Genomic DNA, 17,732 nt, shown 5'->3' with positions numbered 1-17,732 from the left:
GCATAAAAGGCTTGAACTATTCGCCCAGGTAGGCGGCGCGCACCTTGGGGTCTTTGAGCATGGTCTTGCCCTCACCGGTCATGGTGATCAGGCCGGAGTCCATCACGTAGCCGCGATTCGCCAGAGCCAGTGCGCGACTGGCGTTCTGCTCCACCAGCAGCACCGTCACGCCCTGGGCGTACACATCACGCACCACCTCAAAGATCTTGTCGACCATGATGGGTGACAGACCCATTGACGGCTCATCGAGCAACAACACCTTGGGGCGGCTGATCAGCGCACGGCCCATCGCCAGCATCTGTTGTTCACCCCCGCTGAGCGTGCCAGCGAGCTGGTCCTTGCGCTCTTTCAGGCGCGGGAAGATGCCAAACACCTTCTCGATGTCCATCTGGATCTCAGGCTTGTCGTTGCGGATGTAGGCGCCCATCTGCAGGTTTTCCAGGATGGTCATGCGCGTGAAAATCCCGCGACCTTCGGGCACCATGGCCAGGCCTTGTTTCACCAGATCCCACGGCCCTTGACCACGGATGCTCTTGCCCAGGTACTCGATGTCACCGTCGTTGATCGGCAGCGAGCCGGTGATGGCCTTCATGGTGGTGGTTTTACCCGCACCGTTGGAGCCGATCAGCGACACCAGTTCGCCCTCGCGCACTTCAAAGTCCACACCTTTGACGGCCTGGATGCCGCCGTAAGCCACTTTGAGGCCTTTTACTTTCAGAAGAGTTTTTGTCATATCAGTGGCCACCCGTGCCCAAATAGGCTTCAATCACTTTTTCATTACGTTGCACTTCGGCGGGTGTCCCTTCGACCAACTGCTTGCCGTAGTCCAGCACAGTCACCCGGTCACACAGGCCCATCACCAGCTTCACATCATGCTCGATGAGCAGAATGGTGCGGTTGTCGTTGCGGATTTTGTCGATCAGCTCACGCAGCAACACCTTTTCGGTGCTGTTCATGCCCGCAGCGGGTTCGTCCAGCGCAATCAGCTGCGGGTCGGTAGCCAGGGCGCGGGCAATTTCCAGGCGGCGTTGGTCACCGTAGCTCAGGGTGCGGGCCTTGAAATCGGCCAGTTTGCCAATGCCCACATAGTCCAGCAGCTCATGCGAACGCTGGGTGATGGCGGCTTCTTCGGCCTTGAAACCCGGCGTGCGAAAAACCGCCCCCAGCAAGCCGGAATGGGTGCGCACATGGCGCCCCACCATGACGTTTTCCAGAGCCGTCATTTCGGCAAACAAACGGATGTTCTGGAAGGTGCGGGCAATGCCGGCTTTGGCCACCTCGTGCACCGCGGTGGGCTGGTAGGGTTTGCCTGCCAGCTCAAACGTGCCGGTATCTGGCGTGTACAAACCGGTGAGCACATTAAAAAACGTGGTTTTACCGGCACCATTGGGGCCAATCAGGCCGTACACCTGGCCGCGTTTGATCTGGATGCCCACATCGCTGAGGGCCTGCAGGCCACCAAAACGCTTGGACACACCCGAGACGTTGAGAACTGTATCTGTCATAGTCGTCGATTCCTTTGAGACACCGCTCAGGGCTTGGTGCTGGTCAGTGATTTGCCATGCTCTGGCGCGGGCCACAGGCCACGTGGGCGCAGCAGCATGATGCTGATCATGGCCAATGCAATCAGCAGCTGGCGCAGGATGGAGGCATCGAGCCGACCACCGGTCATGCTTTGCAAGGGCCCGGCCACATAACGCAAAACTTCAGGCATGGCCGACAAGGCCACAGCACCCAGGATCACACCGGGCAAGTGGCCAATGCCACCGAGCACCACCATCGCCACAATCATCACCGACTCCATCAGGCTGAAGGACTCGGGCGAAATGAAGCCCTGGAACGAGGCAAACATGGCACCCGAGACACCACCAAAGGTGGCGCCCATGCCGAAAGCCAGCAGCTTCAGGTTGCGGGTGTTGATGCCCATCGCCTTGGCGGCAATTTCATCTTCACGGATCGCCATCCAGGCCCGGCCGACACGCGACAGTTGTAGGCGGTGCGAGATCAGCACACTGAACACCACCAGCACCAGGAACAGGTAGTAGTAGAGCGTCACCGATGAGATGTCGTACCCAAAAATGTCGATGCGTTTGCCAAAACTCATGCCAAAAAACGTGAGTGAGTCGATCTCGCCCATGCCTTTGGGGCCGTTGGTGATGTTGACTGGGTGGTCCAAGTTGTTCATGAACACGCGGATGATTTCACCAAAACCCAGGGTCACGATGGCCAGGTAGTCACCACGCAAACGCAAGGTGGGCGCACCCAGCAAGACGCCGAACAGCGCCGCCAAACCCGCAGCCGCCGGGATGATGACCCAGATCGGCATGTGCAAGCCGTTCGGGAACATGGCCGCAATGGCCGGGAAGTTTTCGGTCAAATGCGGCGAGGCCAGCAGCGCGTACATGTAGGCGCCAATGGCAAAAAACGCCACATACCCCAAGTCCAGCAGACCGGCGTAACCAACCACAATGTTCAGACCCAGCGCCAGCAGCACATACAGCAGCGCCATGTCGGCAATCCGCACCCAGGCGTTGCCAAAGCCCTGCAGGATCAGGGGGGTGACCAGCAGGCCCACGGCCGCCAGCAGGAAAACGATGATTTGTTTCTGTTTCATGACCCGTCTCCTCAAGCGCGGTCAGCCACGCGCTCGCCCAGCAGGCCGGAGGGCCGCAACGTCAGCACAATGATCAACACAATGAACGCAAAAATGTCGGAATAGTGGCTACCCAGCACACCACCGGTGAGGGCACCGATGTAACCGGCACCCAGCGACTCGATCAGGCCCAGCGCAATACCACCGACCACAGCACCAGCCAGGTTGCCAATGCCACCAAACACCGCCGCTGTGAAGGCCTTCAGACCCGGCAAAAAGCCCATGGTGTGCTGCACTGTGCCGTAGTTGGCAGCCCACATCACCCCGGCAATCGCGGCCAGCACCGCACCGATCACAAAAGTGGCCGAGATCACAAAGTCGGGTTTGACACCCATCAGAGCGGCTACCCGTGGGTTTTCCGCCGTGGCCCGCATGGCGCGACCGAGCCGGGTGTAGTTCACCAACCACATCAGCACCGCCAGAGAGATCGCTGTCACACCCAAAATCAGCACCTGCGTGAGGGTGATCACCGCGCCGCCAATTTCATAAGGCACCATCGGCAGCAGGTTCGGGTAGGGTTTGTAATTGGGTTTCCAGATGATCATGGCCAGGGTCTGCAGCAACAGCGACATACCAATGGCGGTGATCAGCGGCGCCAGCCGGGGGCTGTTGCGCAAGGGACGATACGCCAGTTTTTCAATCGAAAAGTTCAAGACCGCAGCGACCACCGCAGCAATCAACATCGACACCAGCAAGATTAGCCAGCCGGGGGTACCGGGCATCGCGTCCTGCATCAAACCGATGATGCTCCAGCTGGTAAGTGCCCCCACCATCAACACCTCGCCATGGGCAAAATTGATCAATCCGATGATGCCGTACACCATGGTGTAGCCCAACGCCACCAAGGCATACATGCTGCCCAACACCAGACCATTGATGATCTGCTGTATCAAGGTTTCCATAAATATTTTTCTCCGAAATTAGCCGAATAATTGTGTCGGCCGGTACGTCGACCCTGGGTAAGGGTCTGCAAAACCATGCACTACAAGCAACCCGGTTTCTCTAGCAATAAGCCTGCCAGTACAAAGCACCGGGGGCGGAAGTGGCCGCGATTGTAGTCAAGGTCAAATGGCCCGCCGCCCCAATGCTGGCGCGGGTTTACCCCCGGATTCACGCTCCATCAGATCAGCTAATCGGGGATGACGATGTCTCATTGAGGCGACCTGCGCACGCCAGTCCCAGTGTATGGGCCGCTGCTGGGTCAGACACGGGTTGGCGGCCCGCTGCCCTTGCTTCAGTTTTTGCCAGCAGACATAGCGGCCTGGTTTTGCGCACGCAAGCCACGCATCTTGTCGGCAATCTTGATCTCCAGACCACGCTCCACCGGTTGATAAAAACCGGGTTCGGCCATGCCGTCGGGCAAATAACGTTCACCGGCCGCAAAGCCGCCAGCCTCGTCGTGCGCGTAGCGGTAACCCTTGCCGTAGTCCAGCTGTTTCATGAGCTTGGTGGGGGCGTTGCGCAGGTGCATCGGCACCGGGCGGGTGCCGTCCTGTTTGACAAAAGCCTTGGCCGCGTTGAAGGCTTTGTAGACCGCGTTGCTCTTGGGTGCGATGGCCAGATAAACCACACATTCGGCCAGCGCCAGCTCACCTTCGGGGCTGCCCAGGCGCTCGTAGACCTCGGCGGCGTCCAGCGCCAGGCGCAGCGCCCGCGGGTCGGCCAGGCCAATGTCTTCGCTGGCCATACGAACCAGGCGTCGTGCCATGTATTTGGGGTCGGCGCCGCCGTCGAGCATGCGCACCAGCCAATACAGCGCGGCGTCCGGGTCGCTACCGCGCACACTTTTGTGCAGGGCCGAGATGGTGTCGTAAAACTGTTCACCACCTTTGTCGTAACGACGCATGCGCTCACCCAGCACCTTGAGCAACCAATCGTCGGTGATCTCGCTGCGCTTCTCCTGTGCCGCCGCCACGGCCAGGGTTTCCAGGGTGTTCAGCAGTCGCCGGGCGTCCCCATCGGCATAAGCCACCAAACGCTCAACTGCTGCATCTTCAATAGCAGGCGCCCCTTGCAGCGTCTGGGCTGAGGCCACAATTTGCTTCAAATCATCTGCAGTGAGTGCTTGCAGCACATACACCGCGGCGCGTGACAACAGGGCCGAGTTCACCTCGAACGAGGGGTTTTCGGTGGTGGCACCGATAAAGGTGAACAAACCGCTTTCCACATGCGGCAAAAAAGCGTCCTGCTGGCTTTTGTTGAAGCGGTGCACCTCATCGACAAACACCAGTGTGCGCCGACCTTGTGCTTGCACCAACTGCGCCTGCTCGACCGCCTCGCGAATGTCCTTGACCCCACCCAGCACCGCACTGATGGTGATGAACTGCGCGTCAAACGCATCGGCCATCAGCCGCGCAATGGTGGTCTTGCCGGTGCCCGGTGGCCCCCACAGGATGCAGCTGTGTGGCTGACCTGACTCAAAGGCCAGGCGCAAGGCCATGCCCTCCCCCAGCATGTGTTGTTGGCCAATCACCTCGGCCAGTATCTTGGGGCGCAGGCGCTCGGCCAGCGGTGGGTGGTTGGAGGGCGCGGTGCTCATGGCCCTATTGTGGCTTGACCAAGCGGGAAAATGACCCCGTTGTCCGCTCAGCCGTCAGCCAGACGGATCACATTACGGCCCGCCGCTTTGGCTCGGTACATCGCAGCATCAGCCCATTTCAGCAGGTCATTCTGACTGGCGTCCTGGCCCAGAAACAGCGCCAGGCCGATGCTGGCCGAGCAGTGGTGCTCCACCAGGGTGTCCATCTGCCCGCTCTGGGACACCTTGAGCAGGTAAGGCGCGACCAGGCTCGTGCGGATTTTCTCGGCCACGTCGGTGGCCTGCTGGATGGAGCGTGGCCGGTCGGCACTCAACTCACCCAGGATCACCACAAACTCGTCGCCACCAAAACGCGCCACGGTGTCTTTCTGGCGCACACAGTCCACCAGCCGCCGGGCCACCTCCAGCAGCAGCAAATCACCCACATGGTGGCCGTGCAGGTCATTGAGGGTTTTGAAATTGTCCAGGTCCAGCACCATCACCGCGCCATAGTTGCCGCTGCGTTTGCTCACCACCAGACTCTGCCCGAGCCGGTCATCCAGCAGGCGCCGGTTGGGCAGGCTGGTCAGCGGGTCAAAAAAAGCCAGTTGCCGTACCTCGTTTTCCAGCCGGACGCGGTCGGTGCACTCGCGCGTGGTGCCGTGGTAACCCAGGATGTTGCCTTGTGCGTCATATTCCGGCTTGGCCAGCACCTCGCCCCACAAGACCCGGCCGTTTTTGGCGCGGTGTTGTACAGAAAAGATCCAAAAGCCTTCGGGGGACCTTTTGCCCTCACCGGCCTGGGCTTGGTTTTTGAGGATGTTCTGGACCGTGGCCACACCGTCTTCGGTAAACAGCTCAAACACATGCTGGCCCAGCACTTCTTCGGCCTTGAAGCCACGCAGCCGTTCGTCGGCCGGGCTGATATAGGTGATGCGCAAGTTGCGGTCGGCCTTCCAGACCACGTCCAGGGTTTCTTCGGTCAGCAGGCGGTACAGCGCCTCGCTGTCCTGGAGTTGTTTGGTGCGCTGCTCGACCAGACTCTCCAGCGCGCTGTTGCGGTCCTGCAAACCTTTCAAGGGGTAGACCTCACCGGCCTGCACCAGGTGGTAGGGGATGGAGATCCCGCTGTGCACAATTTTCCAGTCAGCCTGCTCCAGCCGGAAAATCAGCACCAGCCGCGCCGTTTCGCGGGACAACACATGCTCCGGACCGGGCAGGTGGATGTGGAAAAACGCGGTGACCACCACCACCTCGTGACACAGGTCTTGCAGGCAAATGTCGAGCATCTCGATGCGCAACGGCTGCGGCACCTGGGCAAAGTCCTGCCGGGTGATCTTCACCCACTCGGCGCGGTCCTTCACCAGCACATCCCCGCCACCGCTGTAACCACTGAAGTTGTCGCTGAAACGGGTGGTCAACCGGTCATCACGCGTGGCGTACTGCGCGATGTAGTCGTCAAACAAAGCCCGGATGGTCGACAGGCGCTCAGACGGCAAAGGGGCTGGCATAAACAGTGAGGTAAAAAGTTTGGTGTCTTGAGAGTGGCCCTGGCGCCCGAATGTGCGGCGGCCACATTCTGCCGGAAACAGGGCCATTTTCCACCTGAGGCACCACACACCAGCCCCAGTTGGATCAACTCCAGCGCAGATACAGGCCAGGTCAGCCTGGGTGGGTCTTTTGATACCAGCAGCGGGAACACGCCCGCTCGCGCTGCTCAGGCAGACGGCTCGACCAGATCAGGCCGGGGCCATCACCAGCCAGACCTCACTGTTTGAGCACATCCGCCCCAGGCGGGGGTTTGAACTCAAACCCTTTGGTTGGCAAAGCCGGATTGACCTGGAAACCCGCAAAACTCAGCACCGAACGCTGACCAAAACTGTCCAGAATCTCCAGCACTTCGAGGGTGGCCACCTCGGTGCCACCAGCCTTGAAACCGACCCGCACCGACTGCAACTGGCCGTCCTTGGCCTTCGGTGTGGCCAGCACCCATTGCAGCCCGTCCTTGTCGGGTGCGTCAGTCAAGGTGAAGTCGGCTTGCAGCGCCTTCAGATCAGCGGCCGAAGCAATCAGCGCTGCGGGGGTCGAGCCCAGCACCTGCGACTGCTGGCGCGCCGTGACCTGGTTCAGGTCAACGTCATACAACCACAAGGTCTGGCCATCGGCCACGATGGTCTGGGCAAAGGGTTTGACGTAGACAAACTTGAAGCGGTTGGGCCGGGCAAATTCAAACTGGCCACTCGATGTTTTGACACGTGGCGCCTGCCCGTCCTTGGCCGGTGAAGTCACTACCTGGGTGAAGTCGGCCTTGCCGGTTTTCACGGTTTTGACGAAGTCTTCCAAGCTTTTTATGCCGCCAGCCCAGGTATTACCTGCCCCGATAGCTATCAAAGCCGTAGTGATCAATAGTCGTTTGAAATGCATTGTGGGACCCATCATTCGTTGCGCGCGGGCACCAGGATGTCGCGCTGGCCGCTGGTGCTCATGCTGCTGACCAGACCGGCTTTTTCCATGTCTTCCACCAGCCGGGCGGCGCGGTTATAACCAATTTTCAGATGCCGCTGTACCAGTGAGATGCTGGCTTTGCGGTTCTTGAGCACCACCTCGACCGCCTGGTCGTACATCGGATCTTTTTCACCACCACCGCCGTCCAGCGCGCCAGCGCCGTCTTCGCCGTCGACCGTGCCGCCTTCCAGAATCCCTTCGATGTAGTTGGGCTCACCCTGACTTTTGAGGTAACTGACCACGCGGTGCACTTCCTCGTCGCTGACAAAGGCGCCGTGCACCCGGATCGGCAGGCCGGTACCGCTGGGCATGTAGAGCATGTCGCCCATGCCCAGCAGCGCCTCGGCGCCCATCTGGTCGAGGATGGTGCGGCTATCGATCTTGCTGCTCACCTGGAAGGCAATGCGCGTCGGGATGTTGGCCTTGATCAGGCCGGTGATCACGTCCACGCTGGGGCGCTGGGTGGCCAAAATCAGGTGGATACCGGCGGCACGGGCTTTTTGCGCCAGGCGGGCAATCAGCTCTTCGATCTTTTTACCTACCACCATCATCAGGTCAGCCAGCTCGTCGATCACCACCACGATGTGGGGCAGGCGTTCAATCGGTTCGGGCGCCTCGGGCGTCAGGCTGAACGGGTTGTAGATGAACTCACCACGCGCCTTGGCCTCGTCCCATTTGGTGTTGAAGCCGGCCAGGTTGCGCACACCCATCTTGCTCATGAGTTTGTAGCGACGCTCCATCTCGGCCACACACCAGGTCAGGCCATTGGCGGCCTGTTTCATGTCGGTCACCACCGGGCACAGCAGGTGCGGAATGCCCTCGTAGACCGACATTTCCAGCATCTTCGGGTCGATCATCAGCAGGCGCACGTCATCGGCCTCGGCCTTGTACAGCAGCGAGAGGATCATCGCGTTGATACCGACCGACTTGCCCGAGCCGGTGGTACCGGCCACCAGCACGTGCGGCATCTTGGCCAGATCGGCCAGCACCGGGTTGCCCACAATGTCCTTGCCCAGCCCCATGGTAAGCATCGATTTGGCTTCGTTGTAGATCTTGGAGCCCAGGATTTCGCTGAGCTTGATGGTCTGGCGCTTGGCGTTGGGCAACTCCAGCGCCATGAAATTTTTGCCCGGAATGGTTTCCACCACACGGATCGACACCAGGCTCAAGGAGCGTGCCAAATCCTTGGCCAGGCCCACAATTTGTGAGCCCTTGACGCCGGTAGCGGGTTCAATCTCGTAACGGGTGATCACCGGCCCGGGCTGCGCCAGCACCACCGCCACCTCGACGCCGAAGTCTTTGAGCTTCTTCTCGATCATGCGGCTGGTCATCTCCAGCGTCTCGGGTGCCACGGTTTCCTGGCGCAGCAGGGCGGCGTCCAGCAGGTCAACCTGCGGCAGCTTGCTGTCAATTTCCTGGAACAGCGGCTTCTGGCGCTCTTTGACCACACGCTCACTCTTGGGCACTTCCATCACCACCGGCTCCACCACTACAACCGGTTTGGGGTGGTGCACCGCCTGGTCCTGGCGCTCTTCAACCAGCACCTCGGCCCGTGCCTGGGCGGCCTGCTGGCCCAGCGCCAGGTCTTCGTCCTGGGCGATTTTTTCGCGACGGTTTTCGATCTGGCCAAACATCCAGGCGCCCAGCCGTTCGGCCACCAGCCCCCAGGAGAAACCAAACACCAGAGACGAACCCATCACCCCGGCGGCAATCGCCACCAGTCCCGAGCCGGTGAAGCCCAGGCCCTGCAGCCCCAGGGGCCCCAAAAAATAGCCCAGCAATCCACCGCCGTGACCCGGCAGGTGCGACTCCAGGCTGTAAAAACGCGTCCACTCCAGCGTGGCACTGGCGCACATCAGCACCAGCAAGCCGAGCCAGAACAGGGCCCGCCCGCCTTCGGCCGACACGGCCTCAGCGCCGGGTTTGGCCGGTGCCAGAACCTCCTCATGCCCGCGCAGCCAACGCGCCAGGGCCGACAACCAGGCACGCAGGGCGGCGGCCACACACCACCACGCCGAATACCCCAGAAGGAAGTAGCTGCCGTCGGCTAACCAGGCGCCCACATGACCGGCGTAGTTCTGCAAGGGTCCGCCGTTGCCCGAGGTGGACCATGCCGGGTCCAGCGGGGAATAACTCAGCAGCGCCAGCAGCCACAGCGCCAGCAACACCAGTCCCATCAGCAGCCAAAGCTCCTGCGCAAAGCGGCCCATCACCGAGCGGCCCGCCTTGGGCGCCTCGTTACGGGGTGTGTTGAGGGTATTGAGGGAATAGGTCATGGGAGTTGGCGCAACGCCAGACGACGTTCTTTCAGCACAAAGCAGCCAGCTTCATTGGTCTGGATGAAACCTTGCTCTTCAAAATCACGCATCACCCGGCTGACCATTTCACGCGAGGCGCCCACCATTTTGGCAATGTCCTGGCGTGTCATTTTTTCGCAAATCACCAGATCGTTCTCTCCCTGGGGCTGGGCTGCGTCCACCAGCACCTTGGCCACGCGCCCGTAAACATCCATCAGCGCCAGCGAGCTGACCATCTCACCCGATTTGCGCAAACGCTGCACCAGGCCCTTCATGATCCAGAACGCGATGCTCTGGTTTTCGGCCAAGCAGCGCACAAACTCGGTGTAGCTGAGCACCAACACATCGGTCTGAATATCGGTCTTGACGCTGGCAGAATGGCTTTGACCGTCGATCAGGCTCATCTCACCAATGCAATCGCCCGGCCCGAGGGTGTTGAGGATCACCTCCTTGCCACGCCGGTCGGTCATGACGACCCGGGCCCGACCCGACAGGATGATGAACAAGGCACCACTTTTTTTGCCCTGTTCAACGATCAATTCACCCCGCTTGTAGCGCTGTTTGACCACATTGCCGGACAATTGAGACATCTGCGCCGGGGTGAGCCCCGCAAAAATAGGCACCCTGCGCAATAAATCCGATGTTGTCAACATAGCCATCTCATCACCCTAAAAAACGCAGATTCCCAGAACAGATAGCATCAAAATACGCACAATTTCCGTTCCTCAAGCAACCCGATAGTTTAAAAAATTATCTCGACTGTACACGTCAGCCCCTCGTATTCAAAAGGTAACAAATGACAAGCCAACGTCACGCACAAGTTCTGATCCTGGGTTCCGGCCCCGCCGGTTACACCGCCGCCATCTACGCCGCCCGCGCCAACCTCTCCCCACTGCTGATCACCGGCATGGCCCAGGGCGGGCAACTAATGACCACCACCGAGGTCGACAACTGGCCGTCCGACGTGGACGGTGTGCAGGGCCCGGACCTGATGGCGCGTTTTCTGGCACACGCCGAACGCTTCAATACCGAGATTGTGTTTGACCACATCAACCAGGTTGATTTCTCCAAACGCCCGTTCACCTTGACCGGTGACAGCGCCAGCTACACCTGTGACGCATTGATTTTGGCCACCGGCGCGTCCGCGAAGTACCTGGGCCTGACATCGGAAGATGCTTTCATGGGCCGCGGCGTCTCCGGCTGCGCCACCTGTGACGGCTTTTTCTACCGAAATGAGGTCTGCTGTGTGGTGGGTGGTGGCAACACCGCTGTGGAAGAAGCGCTGTACCTGTCCAACATTGCGTCCAAGGTGTATCTGATCCACCGCCGCGACAAATTCCGCGCCGAGCCGATCATGATCGACAAACTCATGGAGAAAGTGGCCTCCGGGCGGATCGAACTGCGCACCTTCAGCACACTCGAAGAGGTGCTGGGTGACCAGAGCGGTGTGACCGGTGCCCGCATCAAAAACGTTACCACCGGCGCGCTGGAGGACCTGACGCTCAAAGGCTGTTTCATCGCCATCGGCCATTCCCCCAACACCGGCATTTTCGAAGGCCAGCTGGCTATGGAAAACGGCTACATCATCACCCAAGGTGGCAACAAGGGTTTTGCCACCCAGACCAGTGTGCCCGGCATTTTTGCCGCTGGCGACGTGCAGGACCATGTCTACCGCCAGGCCATCACCAGTGCTGGCACCGGTTGTATGGCGGCGCTGGACGCACAGCGTTTTCTGGAGCAACAGGGCTAAGCACAAATAGCGGGCTATAATGCTGGGCTTTGCTGAACGCCCCCGTGAGGGGATCGGACGGCAATCGGGTTACCGCCACCCTTTTTCTTGGCGAGGTGAGGCTCCTGGCGTCAGTCGGGGCCGTTAAAAATATCGGAGTGTCCACATGGCACGCGTATGTGAAGTCACGGGCAAAGGCCCGATGGTTGGGAACACAGTTTCCCACGCCAACAACAAAAACAAACGTCGGTTCCTGCCGAACCTGCAATACCGCCGTTTCTGGGTGGAAACTGAAAACCGCTGGGTTCGCCTGCGCATTTCCAACGCCGGTCTGCGTTTGATCGACAAAAACGGTATCGACGCTGTGCTCGCTGACCTGCGCGCACGTGGTCAAGCCTAATTTCACGAAGGAATCATCATGGCAACCAAAGGCGGACGCGAAAAAATCAAGCTGGAATCAACCGCTGGCACCGGTCACTTCTACACCACCGACAAGAACAAGAAGACCACGCCCGAAAAGCTGTTGATCAAGAAATTTGATCCCAAGGCTCGCAAGCATGTGGACTACAAAGAAATGAAGCTGAAGTAATTCAGTTGTTTCTGAGTACCAAAAAGCCCGCTTCCAGCGGGCTTTTTGCTTTTATAACTGTAGCTATCAGCCCTTGCATATCAAGGGCTAGAGGCCAATTTAGCTGTTTTTTGATATGGCCTCAGCCCAACGCCCGGCCATGGCGGGGGTGTTGAAACAGGTGGTGACATCACCCGCGCTGTAGACCGCACGGTCGAGCAGCTGGATGTCGGCCTCATGCTGGCGCGCCACATGCGGATCCTCAAAAAAGATCACTTTCTGGCAACGCCGATTCAGCACAAGCTCGGCAATCTGCGAGTCCCCACCCAGCGGGCCACTCTGGTAACAGGTGACCCAGGGCTGGGATGCTGGCCAGCCACGTGCCCAGGCCATGGCATTGAGGCGACTGCCGGTGGTGCCGGTGGCAACCCGCCCGGCAAAACGCGACAAAGTGTCAAAGTGTTTCATGGCAAAGTCGACCATGTCCTCTTTGAGTGCATCGTGGGCGATCAGCGCCACCACCTGGGATTCCAGCGCCAGCAGCTGCGCCGCCATCGGCACCGGCCCCGTGCCCACGCCCGCACGCACCAGTTCCAAGGCCACCCACTCTACCGCGCCAGCGAAGGTCGCCACAAAGGGTTTGCCATGGATCACACATTGGCGCTTGAGGGCCTGCGCCTCCGGAAAAATCGAGGTCGGGTTGACCGGATCGATGAAAAAAAACACCCCATCAAGCTCAGCCTCAGGCGTCAGGCCACCCGCAATACGCGACACCAGCCGCATCAAACCGCCGTCACGTCCATAACCCACCGACATCAACTGGCCACGAAACAAGTCATTAACCACCAGTGTGTCATGCGCCCCACCGGTGGCGTGCCAGGTGAGGCCAAGCAGTGGCAGAGCCGGTTCACACACACGCGCCCAACGCAGCAAGGTGCTATCTGTTCCCATACGGTGCAGGCGATGCGCTGCCAGTCCAAAGTTCATGTTGCGCTCCCGGTGTGAAACAAGCAACCCATCGTGGCGTAGCCCACAAGGTGATCAGTGGCTGGCCAGGGCGCAGCAGGCAAGGTCAGGAACGCAGACAGGATCATGGTCAACATCTTTCACAAAAAGGCTGGCATCCAAGGGGCAGCGGCAGGGGCTAGTCGCCCAGAAACGCTATGAATAGAGAAGCATTCTATCCACTTGGAAAAAGGGCTAAATGCCCGTTTCGTGCCTATATTTGCAGCAACCTCAGGCCTGCACGGCACGCAGCTTTTTTGAAAACTCTTGCAGCGCCGCAATGCCGCTGGCCTCTGCGCGCTGGCACCAGGCCTGCAGTTCGGTGGCAAGTTGCTCGCGCGTGTGCAAACGGTTGAGCCACATCTGGCGCAGCTCTTCACGCATCACCACCATTTTGTCGAGCACTGGTGAGGCCGCACGGGCTGCCGCCAGCTGCGCGGCCATCGCCGCAGGGATCTTCTCGGCATCGCGGTGCAACCAGCTTTTGGCGGCGCGGATCATGCTGGCATCGGCCTGGCGCGCGCGCAGGGCTTTGACCTCCTGCTTGAACGCGCTGCGCATGCCCTGGGCATAACGCGCCATCAGCTCAAAACGGTTGTGGATCAGCGCCTCCAGCGTCTGCTCGTCCGCTACCGCCCGCACGCTGCCCAGTGCCAGCCGGGGCGGCGTCTTTTTGACCTTGGCCAGGTGCAGGCGCTGCAGCAGGCTGATGTACATCCAGCCGATGTCAAACTCATAGGGCTTAACCGACAACTTGGCCGAGGTCGGGTAGGTATGGTGGTTGTTGTGCAACTCCTCACCCGCAATCAGCACACCCCAGGGCGAGATGTTGGTGCTGGCATCGGGCGCCTCAAAGTTGCGGTAACCCCAGTAGTGCGCGGCGCCATTGATGATGCCGGCCGCCATCACCGGCGTCCACATCATCTGCACCGCCCACACGGCTAACCCTGCCGCACCAAACAGAGTCAGATCAATCAGCAGCATCAGGATCACACCGGCCGACGAAAACCGGCTGTAAACATTGCGCTCCAGCCAGTCGTCGGGTGTGCCGTGGCCGTAACGCGCCAGGGTGTCGAGGTTGGACGCTTCCTTGCGGTACAGCTCGTAACCTTGCAGCAGCACGGTGCGGATGCCATACACCTGCGGGCTGTGCGGGTCGTCGCTCTGCTCACACTTGGCGTGGTGTTTGCGGTGGATGGCCGCCCACTCCTTGGTGACCTGCCCGGTGGTGAGCCAGAGCCAGAAGCGGAAAAAATGCGCGGCCACCGGATGCAAATCGAGCGCGCGGTGCGCCTGATGCCGGTGCAAAAAGATGGTGACGCAAATCATGGTGATGTGGGTCATCACCAGCGTGAACAGCACCATGGCCCAGGCACTGATGTCCCACAGGCCCACACTGGCCCAATCGAGCAAAAAAGTCGTCAAGCTTTGTCCCTCTTTATAAATATCCCGCGCTACCAGTGGATCACTGGCACCGAGTTGCGGCAGCGCGGCTTATTTACGCTGCCAGACTGCGGCAAAAAAGCCGTCGGTCTGGTGCTGGTGGGGCCACAGTCGCAAATAACGCTGGCCGTTGTCCCCACCGCTGCACAAGGTAGCCGCTTGCTCGACTTTAAGCTGGGTCAACACTTCGCCCACATCCAGTGGCTCAAAGTCCTTGTTGGCCTCGGAGAATGCCTGCGCAATGGCTTCGTTTTCCTGCGGCAACACGCTGCAGGTCGCATAGACCAGGCGGCCACCCGATTTCACCAGGCGCGCAGCACTTTGCAAAATGGCCGTTTGTTTGACCGCCATCTCCTCGACGGCTTTCATGTCCTGGCGCCATTTGAGGTCGGGGTTGCGTCGCAGCGTGCCCATGCCGGTGCAGGGTGCATCCACCAACACCCGGTCAATCTTGCCTGACAGGCGTTTGACGCGGTCGTCACGCTCATGCGCAATAGCAGCAGGGTGCACATTGGACAAACCGCTGCGGGCGAGGCGCGACTTGAAGGCATCGAGCCGCCCAGCCGAGGTGTCAAACGCATAAAGCCGCCCGGTGCTGCGCATGGCCGCACCAATCGCCAGCGTCTTGCCACCGGCACCGGCACAAAAATCGACCACCATCTCGCCGCGTTTGGCGTCCAGCAGCATCGCCAGCAGTTGTGAGCCTTCGTCCTGCACCTCCAAGTCGCCAGCCACAAAGGCAGGGTGTTTGTTCAGCGCTGGTTTGCCCGAAATACGCAGGCCCCAGGGGGAGTACGGCGTGGGCAGCGCCTTGATGCCGGACTCGGCCAGCGCTTTTTGCACATCGGTCCGTTTGGCCTTGAAGGTGTTGACGCGCAGATCAAGCCCGGCGCCTTTGTTAAAACTCTCCACCAGCGGCCAGAAACCGTCACCGAGCTGGTCTTTGAGCGGCTGCACCAGCCACTCGGGCAGGTTGTGGCGATGGCGGTCCATCAGGTCTTGTGGCTGGATCTTTTCACACTGGTCGAGCCAGTTGATTTCTTGATCACTCAGGGCGCTGCGCAGAAAATCACCCGGGCCGTAAAAACCCAGAATCGCCAGGCGCCGCTCTTTAGGGCCACTGCCGGATGGCGCAAAGTGGTCAAACAGGTTTTTTTTGCGCAGCACCGTGTACACGGTTTCGGCCAGGGTGGCGCGCTCACGCGGCCCCAGGCCGCGGTGGTCGCGAAAAAAGCGCGACACAATGGCGTCTGCCGGGTGATCGAATTTGAGGGTGAGACGAACCAGTTCAGAACAGGCGTCAAGCAGGGCTTTTGGATGCATAGGGCGCGCATTGTCCCATGAGCCACCGGGCAGCGGTGCAAATCGGCGATATCACCCGGGGATTGCACCTTATCAAGCCAGTGGCGGCTTGGCCGCTGCGGGAACTTTACACAGCTTCACCGCTCTGAGACGCTGCTTTCATCAAGATGCAGCACAATCCGCCCGTCCGGCCCAGCCGCCGCCCCTACATCCCTTTTTGATGCACCCCAAACCGCTTCGCACCGCCCGCTTCTGCCCGTCTGCCCGCCCCAGCCTGTTGCTCACACTCACCGCCAGCCTGGCACTGGCCGGATGCGCCAACCTGAGCACAACGTCTGACTCACCAGAGCCGACTTGGGAGGCAAGCAGCACCTCGACCCAGCAACCCACCGCCTGGTGGGACGATTTTCAAGACCCCTTGCTGAGCCAGCTGGTGAACCAGGCTTTGCAGGCCAACACCAGCATCCGCTCGGCGCAAGCCGCCTTACAGCAAGCGCGTGCCCTGCGGGACGTGAGTGTGGCCACCGCAGGCCCCAATGTGAACCTGTCTGGCTCGGGCCAACGCAGCAAATCTGAGGGCAACGACGCCAGCAACAGTTTCAAGGCAGGCCTGGACGCCGGGTGGGAAGTCGACATTTTTGGTGCCAACCGCAGCAGCATCCGGGCCAGCGAGGCCGACGCACTCGCCTCCCAGGCCAGCCTGCGCGATGTGCAGGTCAGTATCACTGCTGAAGTGGCGCTGGCTTACCTGCAGTTGCGCGGTACCCAGGCCCAACTGGCCATTGCCCAGAACAACCTGGCCAGCCAGCAACAAACCCTGCAGATCACCCAGTGGCGGTCTCAGGCCGGTCTGGTGACCTCGCTCGAAGTGGAGCAGGCGCAAACCGCTGCGGCGCAGACAGCCGCACAAATCCCCTCGCTGTTGACCAGCCTGGCCCAGACCCGCCACAGCCTGGCGGTATTGACCGGCCAGCGTCCGCTGGATCTGGACACCCTGCTGCTGCCTGAGCGTGCTGTGCCACAAGCCAGAAGCACCATGACCCAACAGATTCCCGCCGAGACCCTGCGCCAGCGTGCCGATGTGCGTGCCGCCGAGTACCGCATCCGCGCCGCTCTGGCACGGGTGGATGCGGCGGATGCCGCGCGTTACCCCAGCTTCAAGCTGGGTGGCTCCCTGTCCCTGAGCGCCCTGACCCTGACGGGCCTGGGCAACGGCGCCACGCTGGTCAGCAGTCTGCTGGGCTCGGTCTCGGTGCCGCTGATCGACGGCGGTGCCGCCAAAAGCCGGGTGCTGGCGCAGGAAGCTGCCTTGGAGCAGACCCGCGCAAGCTACCAGAACACGGTGTTGACCGCGCTCAAAGAGGTGGAAGATGCGTTGATCGCCCTCAAAAACGACCGCGAACGCCTGGTTTTGTTGCAACAAGCCGCCGACTCAGCCCGCAACGCCGATCTGCTGGCGCAAAACCGCTTTGCCAGCGGCCTGATCGACTTCCAGACCGTGCTGCAAACCCAGCGCACCCTGCTCAGCACCCAGGACAGTGTGGCCAGTCTGCAGGCCACCCTGGGTGCCGACCATGTCCGGCTGGTCAAAGCGCTGGGTGGCGGCTGGCAGACGCAGCCCTGACACAGCCCGAACCCCACATCGATGGCCGCTGAACCTGATTCCCTGTCCCCACCGCTATGAACACCCCTATCTCCCCAGCCCCCTGTCT

16 protein-coding genes are annotated in these 17,732 nt (G+C 60.5%); 4 read left to right on the top strand and 12 right to left on the bottom strand.

Features of this window, described 5'->3' with window-relative positions; genetic code table 11:
- Positions 1-16: 16 nt before the first annotated feature.
- The 9 genes from KKO72_RS11140 to KKO72_RS11100 all read right to left on the bottom strand — a co-directional run bounded on the left by KKO72_RS11140 (position 17) and on the right by KKO72_RS11100 (position 10,632).
- Positions 17-733: an ABC transporter ATP-binding protein gene (locus KKO72_RS11140; protein ID WP_078363756.1), complete on the bottom strand. Its 717-nt coding sequence runs from the start codon at positions 731-733 to the stop codon at positions 17-19.
- 1 nt (position 734) lies between these two features.
- Positions 735-1,505 (bottom strand): ABC transporter ATP-binding protein, encoded by a 771-nt coding sequence (locus KKO72_RS11135; protein ID WP_078363757.1) that lies wholly within the window; start codon positions 1,503-1,505, stop codon positions 735-737.
- Between the two features lie 26 nt (positions 1,506-1,531).
- Positions 1,532-2,614 (bottom strand): ABC transporter ATP-binding protein, encoded by a 1,083-nt coding sequence (locus KKO72_RS11130; protein WP_180131789.1) that lies wholly within the window; start codon positions 2,612-2,614, stop codon positions 1,532-1,534.
- Positions 2,615-2,625: 11 nt separating this feature from the next.
- Positions 2,626-3,555, bottom strand: coding sequence for a branched-chain amino acid ABC transporter permease (locus KKO72_RS11125; RefSeq protein ID WP_214938227.1), 930 nt, complete (start codon positions 3,553-3,555; stop codon positions 2,626-2,628).
- A gap of 332 nt (positions 3,556-3,887) precedes the next feature.
- Positions 3,888-5,192, bottom strand: a complete 1,305-nt coding sequence (locus KKO72_RS11120; protein WP_214938225.1) for a replication-associated recombination protein A — start codon at positions 5,190-5,192, stop codon at positions 3,888-3,890.
- Between the two features lie 47 nt (positions 5,193-5,239).
- Positions 5,240-6,682, bottom strand: coding sequence for a diguanylate cyclase domain-containing protein (locus KKO72_RS11115; protein ID WP_214938223.1), 1,443 nt, complete (start codon positions 6,680-6,682; stop codon positions 5,240-5,242).
- Positions 6,683-6,938: 256 nt separating this feature from the next.
- Positions 6,939-7,595, bottom strand: a complete 657-nt coding sequence (gene lolA, locus KKO72_RS11110) for an outer membrane lipoprotein chaperone LolA (protein ID WP_214938221.1) — start codon at positions 7,593-7,595, stop codon at positions 6,939-6,941.
- 11 nt (positions 7,596-7,606) lie between these two features.
- On the bottom strand, positions 7,607-9,952 hold the full coding sequence (locus KKO72_RS11105) for a DNA translocase FtsK (RefSeq protein ID WP_214938219.1): 2,346 nt from the start codon (positions 9,950-9,952) through the stop codon (positions 7,607-7,609).
- A complete protein-coding gene (locus tag KKO72_RS11100) occupies positions 9,949-10,632 on the bottom strand; it encodes a Crp/Fnr family transcriptional regulator (protein ID WP_214938218.1) in 684 nt (227 codons plus the stop codon). The genes KKO72_RS11105 and KKO72_RS11100 overlap by 4 nt, the downstream gene beginning before the upstream one ends.
- 137 nt (positions 10,633-10,769) lie before the next feature.
- On the opposite strand from KKO72_RS11100, the gene trxB reads away from it, so the two are divergent.
- The 3 genes from trxB (at position 10,770) to rpmG (ending at position 12,291) form a co-directional block, all read left to right on the top strand.
- Positions 10,770-11,723: a thioredoxin-disulfide reductase gene (gene trxB / locus KKO72_RS11095; RefSeq protein ID WP_214938216.1), complete on the top strand. Its 954-nt coding sequence runs from the start codon at positions 10,770-10,772 to the stop codon at positions 11,721-11,723.
- Positions 11,724-11,868: 145 nt separating this feature from the next.
- Complete coding sequence (gene rpmB, locus KKO72_RS11090) at positions 11,869-12,102, top strand: 50S ribosomal protein L28 (RefSeq protein WP_180131834.1); 234 nt, start codon at positions 11,869-11,871, stop codon at positions 12,100-12,102.
- A gap of 18 nt (positions 12,103-12,120) precedes the next feature.
- Entirely contained in the window at positions 12,121-12,291 is a 171-nt protein-coding gene (rpmG, locus tag KKO72_RS11085; protein ID WP_180131837.1) for a 50S ribosomal protein L33, read from the top strand.
- Between the two features lie 99 nt (positions 12,292-12,390).
- Here rpmG and KKO72_RS11080 read toward each other — a convergent pair whose 3' ends face one another.
- From KKO72_RS11080 to KKO72_RS11070, 3 genes are all read right to left on the bottom strand, one after another.
- Positions 12,391-13,257, bottom strand: a complete 867-nt coding sequence (locus KKO72_RS11080; protein WP_214938214.1) for a methylglyoxal synthase — start codon at positions 13,255-13,257, stop codon at positions 12,391-12,393.
- Positions 13,258-13,506: 249 nt separating this feature from the next.
- Complete coding sequence (locus KKO72_RS11075) at positions 13,507-14,640, bottom strand: fatty acid desaturase (RefSeq protein WP_214938356.1); 1,134 nt, start codon at positions 14,638-14,640, stop codon at positions 13,507-13,509.
- A gap of 129 nt (positions 14,641-14,769) precedes the next feature.
- Positions 14,770-16,041 (bottom strand): RsmB/NOP family class I SAM-dependent RNA methyltransferase, encoded by a 1,272-nt coding sequence (locus KKO72_RS11070; protein ID WP_214938212.1) that lies wholly within the window; start codon positions 16,039-16,041, stop codon positions 14,770-14,772.
- A gap of 199 nt (positions 16,042-16,240) precedes the next feature.
- Here KKO72_RS11070 and KKO72_RS11065 point away from each other — a divergent pair, with 199 nt between their 5' ends.
- A complete protein-coding gene (locus KKO72_RS11065; RefSeq protein ID WP_214938210.1) occupies positions 16,241-17,644 on the top strand; it encodes an efflux transporter outer membrane subunit in 1,404 nt (467 codons plus the stop codon).
- Positions 17,645-17,732: the final 88 nt, after the last annotated feature.

Origin of the sequence: Rhodoferax sp. U11-2br, assembly GCF_018619435.1 — a bacterium.
GTDB lineage: Bacteria > Pseudomonadota > Gammaproteobacteria > Burkholderiales > Burkholderiaceae_C > Rhodoferax.
This window is presented reverse-complemented; position numbering and strand designations above follow the sequence as displayed.